The sequence below is a fragment of the Hyperthermus butylicus DSM 5456 genome, from assembly GCF_000015145.1.
In the GTDB taxonomy this organism is placed as follows: Archaea; Thermoproteota; Thermoprotei_A; order Sulfolobales; family Pyrodictiaceae; genus Hyperthermus; species Hyperthermus butylicus.
The window spans coordinates 843232-855515 of the sequence record NC_008818.1; the positions used below are offsets into that span (position 1 = coordinate 843232).

Sequence of the window (12284 nt, forward strand, 5' to 3'; positions counted from 1 at the left end):
CACAACCCCAGAATCTTTACAGGCTAGCTCTGCTTTTCTCCGAGGAGGTAGTCGAGGAGCGACCTCTGCCCCCGTGGAGGTTGCGTCGTAGCCTGCTTCTCCACGTACCAGCCCGGAGCTATACGCTTCAGTGTGGACCATGTTCTCCGTACGAACCACGGCGGGTTTGCAGGGTTCCGCCTATACTCTTCTGCAAGCCATGCTATGGTCTCGGGATCTGTTGGATAGCCAGAGCCCCTTACACCGTAGAGCCTGCGTAGCATCCTTATCTCCGCGTCACGCACAACCTTAGCAACAATACTCGCCGCAGAGACTATGGGATACGTTTTATCAGCACCCGGCTCGGCTATGACGCGTACGCCTAGCCTACCAGAGAGTCTTGCAGCCAGCTTCTCGGGGCTACCCACAGCATCGACGTAGACTGCCTCGGGGCTATCGTGGACACCAGCTATCCTTGACGCTATGTACTCGAAGGTCTCGACTTCTAGCTGGTTTAGGTTTACAGCATCTAGGAGCGCTGGAGGCAGCTTCACTATAACACTGTGTAGTGCTACGCGGAGAATCTCGCCGTAGAGCTTTGCACGGACAACCGGTGTGAGTTGTTTACTATCCCTAACCCCTAGTGCTACAAGCTTGTCGATATCATTGCTGCACACAGCAACTCCTACAACGACCATTGGCCCTATAACTGGCCCTCTACCAGCCTCGTCGATGCCGATAGCATAGCGGCATCTTCTCCGTTGCACCATTCTACACGCCCCTTCCAACTGTTAGCCACAAGTATAGCCTGCTAGCCCCTCATATGCTATGCATGCTGCCTCCTCTGGGTCGACCAGCTCAACCCCCTTAAGCTCTAGGCCCCAGCGCTCCACGAGTTCCCGAAGCAGTGGCTCAGCAGCTTCGAGTTCCGGCATGCAACTGTTATCGTGCAGGAGCAGCTTACAACCCACATAGGCTTTAACCTCGTTGCCGCTTCTAGCTATGCTCACCGTTTTCACTGCGCCAACGCCCTCTACGTCCAGTCTCTCAGCCAGCCTCGCCACGAGGCTGCACTCGCCGCTACCCGTAACCGGCTGGCCCGACATGGCTGCCCGGTATACCCTCGCTAGGCACGCCAGCTCCTCGCCTAGCCCGAGCCGAGCCTTCTGAACAACAATGTCAGCCGCATGCTCTACTAGGCTAGCTCTATAGGCGTCCCCTCCAGTAAATGCTGCATTGATATGCCTCTTAGCCTCAGCTGCCAGGTTCACGCCGCTACGGGCCAGGGCATCAAGTACTACTAGCGTGCGGAGGTGCAGCGGAGACTGCAACCGTGCAATCAACTGTACTGGTAGCTCTGAGAGATTGTATCCAGACACGACCATGTAGGCTGCTTCTACGAGCTTTTCACCACCATACCCTTCAACTACTACCGTTGCACTAACTGCTTGCTCGCGGAGCCAGCCAACGAGGCCAAGTATGGAAAATAGTGTTGGCGAGTCCCGTGGCGACAGCGGGTAAACCTGCACTTCTACCCCAAGCTCACGGTAGCGGCTGGCCCTCACTAGCGCTTCAACACCATCGCCCACGACGAGAACAAGATCCGCTGTTGCTGCACGACGCAGTAGCTCCCTACCCTCGCCAATCTCGGCAAAGATGAGGTTAGTAATTAGCCCCGTCAAGCCTTTACTACACCCTTGGCGCTGGAGGAGGCTCAGCCTAGTATGCGGTCTTCACAGCACAGCTGGGAGCTACGCTCCCGGATTCCACATCACAGCCTCCACCTATGAGGAAGGATGTGTACGGGTTTATGACTTCAACCTTGCCTATCTAGCTCTACCAGTCTCTTCCGACTTCTCGGTGCGACGTTCGCTTACCTCTACGCGCTGCCTCGAGTATTGATGGAAAGAGCGCATCGGTAATGTCTTCGAGTAGTATCACGCCTGCATACTTGTAGCCGGGGCCTGCAACAACCCACGTAGTCAGCACCATATATCACCATTTCCTCTAGCGCTCTAACAATACAGTCATCAATGTAGACTATTGGTGGCTGTGTTAGGGAGACCTCGGCGACAAGCTCTTCCGAGCGTAAGGCATAGCGGAGATCAAGCCCTATGTAGCCAGGGTCTAGTACACCTACAATTCTCCCGTAGTCATCTACGACCGGCATTATGCGGAGCTTCTGTCTTATCATCCTCTTAACGACGTCTCTGAGTTTTTCGTTCCAGTTTGCAGCAGTTATGTGCCTTATCGGGAACTCTCTAACCTTTATACATGTCTTCTGGCCACGGAGGATCTCAAGGAGAGACTCCACGGTAAATATAGCGGGGGGCACCTTGTGGGGTAGCTGTGACTCAACAATGCTGACGTTGCCAAGGGCAAGCGACGCCGTTAGGGAGGATATGAGGGCTGGCACGACTAGTGCTGGTGTACCACCTATCTCTGCCACGAAGAATGAGAGGCCAACAGATACCTTTGAAGCTGCACCAAAGAGGCTCGCCATGCCGAGGTAGGCATAGACCCCTGGGGGTATCCCGGTGTAGTCGTGGACTATGAGGCCAAAAACTTCACCTATCATAGCCCCGGCGAATAGGCCTGGTGCTAGCAGCCCACCACTACCACCACTACCGACTGTCAAGGACGTAACTACTATCTTTAGAATAGCCAGCAGCAGCGCAGTCAAGAGTAGGCTATCGCCGAATAACCTTACTAGACCCGGCATTTCGCCTTGCTGAAATCCTTCGAGCATCAACGAGAGTAACTCCTCACCAGTACCGAGCACATGGGGCACAAAAGCGCCTATGACACCAACGAGCAACGCACCAATGACGGGGCCAATCCATTGGGGGATACGATGTTCTCTATGGAGCTTCTCGAAGACCCTCCTGGTTCTCGTGAACACGTAGACATACATATAGGCAAAGGGTGCAGTGAAAAGACCTAGCAATATGTAGGATGCTAGCACATCCAAGCTATACATCCTCGATAAACTGTCAATTGCGAGTGATGGCAGCTTATACCCTGGGCCCAGGATGTGTAGGGATAGGGAGTACGAGATTATCGACGCGAAAAGGGCTGGTATCAAAGCATTTAGCTCCATATCCCTCATGTAGAGTACTTCCACGGCGAATATTGCTGATCCTACGGGGCTCTGAAAGATGAATGATAGAGCCGCAGCCATGCCGGCTACAAGCATTATCTTTCTCTCCACAACACCCATGCCAAGGTATTTTGCTATTGAGGAGCCTGCAGCACCACCAATCTGTATTGAGGGACCCTCTGGCCCTGCACTACCGCCGGTGCCTAGCAGTATAGCCGATGCCACCGCCTTTACTATGGCTACCCTCGGCCTCATTATACCGGCCCTATGGTGGTACGCGTATACCGCCGCGTCTGTACCGCCACCAGCCGCCTCGGGCTCAAACTTGTAGACTATCAAGCTTGCAGCTAGCGCGCCGACACCGAGTATAACGGGTATCAGTGGTTTGTGTCGAGCTAGGAGCGCAACTATGGAGTAGTCTGATATCTTCATAACTATTTCCGGCCCAGCTACGCCATGAATGTAGGCTGCGCCCGCAAGAACAAGCCTTAGAAGCACATAGAACAAGCCTATGGCGAGTGATGAAACTACAGCAGCAACAATGCTTATGAGGAGCCAGCGTTCAACATAGCCCAGGTGTTTTAGCACAGCCCGTACAGCTTCGTCAAGCTTCCTAGCCAGAATCGCTATTACCGCCATGACTCTACGCGTCCCCATCAATGCTAGCTGGAGCGGTGAGTTGAATAAGAGGAGTATTCTCCTTAAGCCCCCGCGCCACTGGGAGGGCTGGGTGGCCAGGGTATGGCGGCGAGCCAGCCCCTCGTGGATCTTGCGCAGGTAGCAAACGGTGCCCTCGAAGAGGCGCGAAAGGCAATTGAGTCTGGAACCTTCCTAGTACGAGTCTATGCGCTGCCACGCCCCAGGCTGAAGATTAGAGCTTCGAAGAGACTGATTGAGGTCGACGAGGGCCGCATGGCCAGACTAGAGTACGCATTATTCCGCGCGGTATCGGAGGCTAAGGCGAAAAACGCGAAGCCAACGTTTAAGGAGTATGCCGAACTCGTTGGCGACTACAAAGCTGCAGCAGCCTATCTTGCCACACTATGGCGTATGGGTTACGTGGTCTTCGACGATAATGAAAAGGCCCTCAAGATATACGAGGCTGCTGTATCGCTAAGCCAGAAGGGCTATGAGAGAAGGATCGCCAAGGCTCTAGATGCCACATTCGACCTAAACCTTGAGGTCCTACAGAAGCTACCACATGACGACATACTATGCGTATACCGGGAAGGCGAGTACATGTGCCGCTACATTGTTGCTAACTGCGAGCGCAGCCAGGCTAAGGCCCAGGTACGCGCCCTAATGGATACCGTCAAGGCACCGAAGAGCTAAAAAGGCAACACTACTGTTTTTAGACATTAGGCCCAGCGGTAGGTCACCTGCTACTTTATCTAGAGCCCCGGCACCCCATACGCATCAGCGCACGGCCCAACCAGCTCCTGGTGGTGACGGTTTGGTGCTCACTATTCGCTGGTGGCTTCATGCATGTTTTGAGATAGAGTATGAGGGGAAAAAACTAGTTATTGACCCCCACGATGGCGGCAGTCTTGGTGTCGGGCTCAACCCTCCAGCAACAAGGGCAGACTATGTTCTTATAACACACGACCATTACGATCATAATGCCGACAGCGTAGTAGCTGGCGATAGGACCTTAGTCGTAAAGTGGAGGACCGGCGAGTTTAGCCTGGGCCCATTCCGTATTAAGGGCGTGAAACTTCCCCACGACGAGTATGAGGGGAGGCTCCGCGGCTTCGTTGTAGCATACCGCATTGAGGCCGGCAACATTAGCATTGTACACTTGTCTGACCTGGGTAGACCTTTACGCCCGGAGGAGGCTGAGGAACTAAAGCCTGTTCACATCGTGATGCTGCCTGCAGGTAATGTGTACACGCTGCATCCGCGCCAGGCTCTCGATTCTGCAGCGCTTCTTGACGTAAAGATTGTTATCCCGATGCACTACTGGATTCCAGGTATGCAGCTACCCTTAGAGCCCCTGGATACCTTGCTACGCTACGCTAAGAAGTGGCGTGTGGTTCGCTACGACTCTAACGAGATTAGTCTAGGCCTTGAGGACATCCCTGAGCAGCGTACGCTGCTAGTGCTGGCACCACCAGGCCAGGGTGCAGGTCGACATGGTTGATTGCGGCGAGACTGTGCTCGAGCTGCATGGGACGGTTAAGAGGTTTAAACATGGCCCTACAATAGGCCCCATATCGTTTACCGTGCGTCGGGGAGAGGTCTTTGCGCTTATAGGCCCGAATGGCGCGGGGAAAACAACCACCATAAGAATGGTGCTTGGCATCTATAGGCCTGATGAGGGTTCTGTTCTTCTCTGCGGCTCGCCCCCGGAAAGGCTGAAGCTTTACAGTCTTGCAGCTTACGTGCCTGAGGAGACAGCTGTATACCCTAAGCTTACTGGGTGGGAGCACCTAGTATTCTACGCCACACTATATACCGGTGATAGGACCAGAGCTGTCAAGGTTGCAGAGAGGGCTGCAGAAGTCTCTGGGCTTGGAGACGCCCTTGGCAGGCTCGTGGAGGGATATAGTAAGGGTATGAAGAGGAGGCTCATACTGTCTCTAGCTCTTGCACTTGAAACACCGCTCCTCGTATTAGACGAGCCCACGTCCGGACTCGACGTTCATAGTGCTGTTAGGATGAGAAGGCTTATCCGGAAAGCAGCAGACGAGGGGCGGGCTGTCCTCCTTTCGAGCCACAACATGTTTGAGGTGGAGTACCTGGCTGACAGGGTTGCCTTCATAGCTTCTGGCAAGATAATTGCCATAGGCACTCCGGCAAGTCTTAAGCAGAGATACGCCGCGGAAAATCTTGAAGAGGCGTTTGTGAAGGCTGTAGAGGCTGCAGCTACGGTGTAGCGGCGTTGAAGCTGCTACGTGTGCGCATACTTGCAAGGAAGGAGTATCTAGAGTTTATACGCGATCGACGCACAATAGTGTTAATGGCTGTTTCAGCGTTCCTCCTACCGCTCCTAGGCGTGCTTGTAACAGGACTTAAAACACAACAGGAAGCACTCGTAGCGATAGTTGACTGCGATAATGGCAGTTATTCTCTACAGTTAACAAGCCTTCTTGTCAAGACCTTCAACTCCACGCCTGGCTTTAGGGTTGAACGCATACTCGGTAACGGTTCATGTAGTCCTGTAGAGGGGGCAGTGTTAACCATAATTGTGCCGCGAGGGTTCACAGAGAATATGTCATCCATCGACAAGCCGGGCTACGTGTTTCTCTATAAGCTCGTTGGCAGTACAGCTGCAGAAGATGCTACCTCCATAGCCAGGTACGTGGTATACCAGTTTTCGAGGCTCGTTGCTGAGCATCGTGTAGAGCTACTGGCGGAACAGGCAGGTATAAGCGTAGATCCCAAATATGTACTTGATCCGGTGCGCGTCGCCTCCAAGACCGTGACTGTCGAGGGTAGGCCAGCAACTGAGGCTCAGGAGAGACAGGCTATGGTTGCTCGGTTCTTGGCATTCTCTGTCTTCTTCGTGCTGAATCCGGCTGCCGTTGCAGTTGCAGACTCTATTGCTAGGGAGCGAGAGCTGGGCACCGGGGAGCTGTTAGCTGTCTCTCCCATAACAAGGTGGGAGCTCGTACTTGGAAAGACCGTTGGAGGGCTAGTTGTTGCAAGTATTGCTGCTGGCCTCGACCTGGCAGCTGCACTAGCCTACATAGAGTTCTCCGGAGCACTAGTAGGATTTGAAATGGCTTGGTTCCACGCGCTACAGGTTGTGCTGGCCGTACTGGTTACAGCCGCTATAACAATGCTTGTCACGCTACTAATACCTGGACGGCGCGCCGCCACCATGGTTGCTAGCCTCGTAACCGGTGCCGCGACACTAATCTTCTTTGCAACCCTCTTCGTAGACCTTACCTCACTTCCCCCCATTATCAAGGTCGCACTCTACGCGATACCCTACACTCATACAGCACTAGCAATACTATCATACGCGCTAGGCGACACTATTACGGCATTCCTTCACACAATGCTCATCACTGGATTAACAGTCGTCGCCATCTATGCCGCAGCGTCGCTATATAGGCCAGATAGGCTTGTTAAGAGATGGTAGACATGTGCAGGGATGATGTCTGCGCCGCCGCAGACGAACCCCCGGCGAGCCCCAGGCAAGGAAAGACCGGAGGGGGCGATGAGCGGGGAGGCCGCACTGACCCCGCTAAATCTGGCTACACCCAGTACGTTAAACAACCTGGCAAGCAGCGCCAGACGATACCGCGAAAACAAGTATATGAAACTCGCTGGCGGCAGCCTATACCTTGAGAATCCTTGAACCCCATCTAGAGTTATTGGAGGCTAAAACTTCAAGTTATTGTTGCATCCCACGGCCAGACCATGTTCATGACGTCTTCCCTTCTATTGTTAGTAAACTCCAAACCACCTACGTTATACTACGATATATTACGTGATCGGTGCCACTCACTGCACATGCTAAGCTATACCACTGCTATTATTCCACATGCTATGCATCAGCCTATCACGTTCATTGCCTCAGCGGGTTACACATAAACACTCATAAACGCTGGTCCGTTGACCAAGATGATAGGTGAAGAGTTAGAGATTACACCCTCTCTTTACCTACTATCCACATTATTTCTTTTTTCACTAAACACACTCTCATAGTCCAATATACGGCCAAGGGTTCTCCTACATTCCGTCACGCCTTTAACGTATTTTGTAACCTCCCCTTCCCGGAAAGAGACCAGCGCGAGCCTTTTATCAGCATCGTATTCCATATACTTTACGTTGCTAGCATTTACTGCCAGACTTTCAAAGAAGCGGCGCGGGTTCTCTACTGCACACAGGCTATCGGTGCTAAACACGCCTTTATCTGCATGCAATACCACCCTCCCATTCATGAGCACTGTTACCGTATCGGCTTCCAGAATTGCTGGCGTAACGACATGATATGCTCTAATGTATTATTTGATTCTAGTTACCTTAAGGTATAACTCGCAGCTAGAAGCTCTGACATGCAGGCAGTTTTACACTCTTGCTGCAACGCTCATTGCTGTGCCGATGCCGGCGTAGTAGAACTCGATAACCGTTATCTTGCCGCTCGGGAAAGCTGATGCCTCTGCGAGCTATGTTAGCTTTGCTGACTAGAGATAATGTTATTGAATTCTGGATGAAACAACAAATAAAAAGTTCGTTCTTTATGATATTGAACCTTGTCACTGATTGTATTTGCCGTAAGGCCATGCCATAGATAGGGCTGTAGTATACATAGGGGCTACTTTCATGGTTTAGCTTAATGACTATGCAAAAACTAAGATTAGTATGAATGAAAAGCTAGATCTATAACTATTGCGGATAAAAGGTAAGCTTGACGGGCTGTATAAAGGTGCAAGCAGGTAGCTGCCGTTGCTCTTGTTAGCGCAGCGACAATCTGGTATTTATATTGGAATAACGACGAATGATGGCTACATGGATAGTACGTTGCTCTGGTGCTGTATTGATCGCTACTTTGGCATTGCTATTACAATTTCTTGCAGTGAATTGTATTGGGATAAGCTGATTATGTGTGTTTCATAGTCGCTGTTTGCTAGTATTGCTTCTATTTTCTCAGCTATTTTCCTACCATGTACCTCTACTACAATCTGTTTAATTAGTTCAGGATTTAGTATTCCCATTTTTGCAGCATCCTGAATTATTTTCTCTTCATGGCCTTCAACATCAATCTTCATTAGGTCAATCTGGCTTAGCCCATGTTCCCTGAGTAGAGTCGCCAGACGTACTGTTCTCGTTGAAATGATGTATGACGGACTGCTCCATCCTAGCTGTTTCAGATAGCTTGTTTCAAGCGATGCATTTGCCCAGTATGGGGGAACGTAAAGGCGTGCTAGGCATCCATCGCAGATTGATACTGCTCTAGGATCTACGCGGGCCACGCTCTGGAGCTGGTTGAACTGGAGATTTCGGTATAGTATGCTGCGCGCGTGGTGGTTTGGCTCAACCACTATAAACAGACCTTGCCTGTTTACGAGTTGAGCTGCACGAATAGTGAAGAAGCCTAGATATGCGCCTATGTCCACTATGGTGGAGCCAGGTTTTATTTTAACCGTTGTCCCGAGCTGGTAGTCGTTAAAGCAGAATATGTGGAGTATATTTGCCCAGGCCTCGGGGAGCTGGCTGCATGGTACTGCAAGCCTGGCACCCTTCACTATTACCGTCAGCTCAGTGCAGCATATCCCGCCGGCCTCTACTGCCTCAATGAGCTGAGCTATACTGTGCTCGTCTATGCATCCTTTAGAGTTTTCTGCGAGCCAGGCAATGTATTCCCTGTCACTCATAGGTTCTGTTTGGCTCAAAAGGTTCCCCCAGAAATGACGTCATGCTACACGATATTAGGCTTAGCCAGCTAGACTAGATAGGATGGGGATGAGGCTCTGGGGGCTCCACGAGCCCCAGGAGGGGCTGTGAAGAATAGTCCCATCACCGACCCATGACTTGGGAGTTAAGGTATTAGGGCTCTACAGCGTCAAGCTCCTGCCTCTGGCGGGTGATGAGCTGGGTCCTTCCGGTTGCCCGCGGAGGCTGCCAAGCCGATGTCGATGGTTTCGCGCACTGACGTTCAATAAGGGGGTGAGCAATGGTTGCGGCTTAAGGTTCTAGGATGTAGCGGTGTTGGAGGCATTGTCGATGCTCCGGCATCACTCTGGGATGCCTTGGTAAAGCTAGCACTCGTAGCCATTAAGGGGGAAGGCAGAGTCGAAGGTGTTCCTGCTTCAAGCAGGTGTATCCGGAGCCTACTTGACCTAATGCGTGGACTTGGCTTTGACGTACGGCTCGCTGCTGGAGTTGTAGAAGCTAAACATGTAAGTGAGCCGAGACGCAGCATTAGCGTTAATATCGACTGTGGACTCTTCCTCGGAGCTATCGCCCTAGCAGTAGCATCTCAGTACCTGGAGCCTGGTGTAACACTTGTACTGAGGGCCCGAAACGAGAGACTGTTAAAGGCTGATCTGCGGGGCCTGCTTGAGTTTGCTACTGCTCTTGGCTTGCGGGCATGGCCAGGTGGATCGCTTTCACGCCTAGTTATCGTTGAAGCTACGAGTGTTGGACCACTTGCAAGACCAATTAAGCTCTATACGGGGCAAGGCTACATTGCTGCTGCAGCTCTTCTAGCCCTGGCAGGGAGAGGCGGTACACTCTACCTGCCACCTTGGAAGCCTCTTCGGGGGAGAAGAAGGCTAGAACACGTAGCAGCAATATTATCCGCTTTGGGTTACCTAGTCGAAACCACCACAATAATCCGGGTCAAACCCAGCGAGGGTAAGGCAGAGCTTAGGGTAGCGCAGGGCTATGCTGAAACCCTCCTGTTAGCTGCTCTTGTTGCTCCCTGTGCCAGGGGAGGCATCATAGAGGTTCAAGGACTCCCCGAGCAACAGTGGGGCGATGAGAAGGATGTTGAGTATCTACTAGCAGCCATGGGATACAACATTGAACGTAACTGCAGCAGAGGAGTATGCAGCTTGAAACTGCGCTGGGAGGAGCCCAGGAGCCTTACATTCAGTGTAGAGGAGTCCCCAAGCCTCGCCTATGGCGTTACAGCGCATGCAGCAGCTTGGGGTAACACTGTAGTGTCAGGACTTGCCACACTTGCTAATGAAGTACCTGGAGTCGAGACTGTTGAAAAGGCTCTCCAAATGCTCGGCGTGGAGGCCTATCTTGAGGAGGCTGGCGACCGCCTATACGTTGGGGAAATACCATTAGAGCTACAGGAAGGCTACATACCTGTTTTAGAGTGCTTAGGGAGTCCGCTAGCATGTTCAGCTGCTATAGCGTTGCTTCACCGGCTTGGCAAGGGAGCAGTAAACGGCGTCGAAAGCCTCGACGACCATGCTCCCGGCGTACTTGAAGCAGCCCTAAAGCTCGGCATGGCGATCGACATAGCCTAGCAGAATGCTAAACCTTTATTTCCAAGAACCCGCTCTTCCCGGCAGCTTCTCTGGGGAGCTAGGCATGCCCGTAGGCCGCAAGTACACAGCATACCGTAAAGCACTAGAGCAGTTGAAGCTTAAGCAGCTAGACGTATACCGCTACAAGGATCACGACGAGATCCGCCTACTCACACCCGACAACCGTGTCGTACTCGTTAAGCTGCCCAAGCACCGTGAAGAGATGACGGTTGAAGAGTTCATCGAGACTATTAAGAAAGAGCTAAGGCTCTAGCCCACCCCCGGTTTTTGCTGCATGCCTAAGGCATGACGGTATACCTTCGCGCGGCACCATCTCTGGACATCGCTGTATTGCGAAGCCACATCTTCTCTCTAGGAAGTCTACTAGTCTGCATGGCTGGTCGCGTACCCGGTTTTCCATGTAGACACAGCGTGGCCCAGCATAGGCGAATATCTCTGGGTGTATCCGGACTAGCTCTTTCCAGGCGCGCCATGCCAGCATCCTTATCTCCCATTGTGCATGGCTACACATGCGGAGCGGTAGGAAGCTCTCTAGGAGCTCTCTAGCATTCATAGTGAACACAATACGTGTACGGACAGCTTGGGGCAACAAGAATCTAGCATCCTCCCTCGGCACGCCAAGGCTTAGTAACCGATAATACTTTGCAGCAGCTAGAAGATACGCTTCGACAGCCCCCCGGAGAGTTACATTATCGCCCGTAAGGCTTGGCGGGATGACAAATCCTTTAGATGCTATGGACGCTAACGTAGCCGTATCAAGCACTGATACAGCTTTCTCCAGTACCAAAGCATAGGCTTCGTAGTCGCTGCGACCCCGCGGCTTCTCCGCACACTCCACGCCTAGAGCCTTACAGAGCTCTAGAGCCATGTTGCGTAGGAAGCCCTCTGTATACCTCATACTCTGCTGGGTATAGCTCGCAATACGGTGACGGACAAGCTGATGACTACACACACGGCTACACTCAGCCTCGAACGTGTACACGGCATGCTCCAAGGGAGAACCATGACCACGTCTTATAAGCTCCATAATCCATCGTTCAACCCCAGCCTCATCCATCTCCCAGGCTTTCTCGACTGGCTTCTTTGACACCGTGATCCGGGCAGCTGCCGCCACAAGCCGAGGAGCATCCTTGGTATACCTTAGCAACCTAAGCCGAACAGGAGGTTCAAGTACCACTGTGGATTGCAATACTACCCTCAGAGAGACATATAGTGACGAGACTACAGGGAATGAGCTGTGGCCAGATAAT

General features: G+C 52.3%; 12 protein-coding genes. 6 read left to right on the forward strand and 6 right to left on the reverse strand.

What is annotated here, in order from left to right:
* Positions 1-23 precede the first annotated feature (23 nt).
* The 3 genes from rnhB to HBUT_RS04440 all read right to left on the reverse strand — a co-directional run bounded on the left by rnhB (position 24) and on the right by HBUT_RS04440 (position 3736).
* On the reverse strand, positions 24-749 hold the full coding sequence (gene rnhB / locus HBUT_RS04430) for a ribonuclease HII (RefSeq protein ID WP_048061468.1): 726 nt from the start codon (positions 747-749) through the stop codon (positions 24-26).
* A 21-nt stretch (positions 750-770) separates the two neighbouring features.
* Positions 771-1661 (reverse strand): hypothetical protein, encoded by an 891-nt coding sequence (locus HBUT_RS04435; protein ID WP_011822014.1) that lies wholly within the window; start codon positions 1659-1661, stop codon positions 771-773.
* 197 nt (positions 1662-1858) lie between these two features.
* Positions 1859-3736, reverse strand: coding sequence for a chloride channel protein (locus HBUT_RS04440; protein WP_083756327.1), 1878 nt, complete (start codon positions 3734-3736; stop codon positions 1859-1861).
* Positions 3737-3820: 84 nt separating this feature from the next.
* Here HBUT_RS04440 and HBUT_RS04445 point away from each other — a divergent pair, with 84 nt between their 5' ends.
* The 4 genes from HBUT_RS04445 to HBUT_RS04460 all read left to right on the forward strand — a co-directional run bounded on the left by HBUT_RS04445 (position 3821) and on the right by HBUT_RS04460 (position 7166).
* The gene (locus tag HBUT_RS04445; RefSeq protein ID WP_011822016.1) at positions 3821-4411 is read left to right on the forward strand and encodes a hypothetical protein; all 591 of its coding nucleotides are present in this window, start codon (positions 3821-3823) and stop codon (positions 4409-4411) included.
* A 124-nt stretch (positions 4412-4535) separates the two neighbouring features.
* The gene (locus HBUT_RS04450; protein WP_228546791.1) at positions 4536-5219 is read left to right on the forward strand and encodes an MBL fold metallo-hydrolase; all 684 of its coding nucleotides are present in this window, start codon (positions 4536-4538) and stop codon (positions 5217-5219) included.
* The gene (locus HBUT_RS04455) at positions 5212-5955 is read left to right on the forward strand and encodes an ABC transporter ATP-binding protein (protein WP_011822018.1); all 744 of its coding nucleotides are present in this window, start codon (positions 5212-5214) and stop codon (positions 5953-5955) included. The genes HBUT_RS04450 and HBUT_RS04455 overlap by 8 nt, the downstream gene beginning before the upstream one ends.
* A gap of 5 nt (positions 5956-5960) precedes the next feature.
* Positions 5961-7166, forward strand: a complete 1206-nt coding sequence (locus HBUT_RS04460) for an ABC transporter permease (protein WP_011822019.1) — start codon at positions 5961-5963, stop codon at positions 7164-7166.
* A gap of 520 nt (positions 7167-7686) precedes the next feature.
* On the opposite strand, the gene HBUT_RS04465 is transcribed toward HBUT_RS04460, so the two are convergent.
* Together HBUT_RS04465 and HBUT_RS04470 are read right to left on the reverse strand one after the other, a co-directional pair.
* Positions 7687-7953 (reverse strand): hypothetical protein, encoded by a 267-nt coding sequence (locus HBUT_RS04465; RefSeq protein WP_048061469.1) that lies wholly within the window; start codon positions 7951-7953, stop codon positions 7687-7689.
* A gap of 621 nt (positions 7954-8574) precedes the next feature.
* Positions 8575-9423, reverse strand: a complete 849-nt coding sequence (locus HBUT_RS04470; protein WP_011822020.1) for an FkbM family methyltransferase — start codon at positions 9421-9423, stop codon at positions 8575-8577.
* A gap of 285 nt (positions 9424-9708) precedes the next feature.
* Between HBUT_RS04470 and HBUT_RS04475 the strand changes: the two genes are divergently transcribed.
* Together HBUT_RS04475 and HBUT_RS04480 are read left to right on the forward strand one after the other, a co-directional pair.
* A complete protein-coding gene (locus HBUT_RS04475) occupies positions 9709-11013 on the forward strand; it encodes a hypothetical protein (protein WP_011822021.1) in 1305 nt (434 codons plus the stop codon).
* 64 nt (positions 11014-11077) lie between these two features.
* A complete protein-coding gene (locus HBUT_RS04480; RefSeq protein ID WP_048061470.1) occupies positions 11078-11287 on the forward strand; it encodes a hypothetical protein in 210 nt (69 codons plus the stop codon).
* Here HBUT_RS04480 and HBUT_RS04485 read toward each other — a convergent pair.
* Positions 11276-12211 carry an FAD-dependent thymidylate synthase gene (locus HBUT_RS04485; RefSeq protein ID WP_228546792.1) on the reverse strand — a complete coding sequence of 312 codons (936 nt, stop codon included), beginning with the start codon at positions 12209-12211 and terminating at the stop codon, positions 11276-11278. The genes HBUT_RS04480 and HBUT_RS04485 overlap by 12 nt on opposite strands.
* Positions 12212-12284: the final 73 nt, after the last annotated feature.

Coding starts and splice junctions, on each gene's coding strand:
- rnhB (WP_048061468.1), bottom strand. CDS start 749: ATGGTGCAACGGAGAAGATGCCGCTATGCTATCGGCATCGACGAGGCT.
- HBUT_RS04440 (WP_083756327.1), bottom strand. CDS start 3,736: ATGGGGACGCGTAGAGTCATGGCGGTAATAGCGATTCTGGCTAGGAAG.
- HBUT_RS04445 (WP_011822016.1), top strand. CDS start 3,821: ATGGCGGCGAGCCAGCCCCTCGTGGATCTTGCGCAGGTAGCAAACGGT.
- HBUT_RS04455 (WP_011822018.1), top strand. CDS start 5,212: ATGGTTGATTGCGGCGAGACTGTGCTCGAGCTGCATGGGACGGTTAAG.
- HBUT_RS04480 (WP_048061470.1), top strand. CDS start 11,078: ATGCCCGTAGGCCGCAAGTACACAGCATACCGTAAAGCACTAGAGCAG.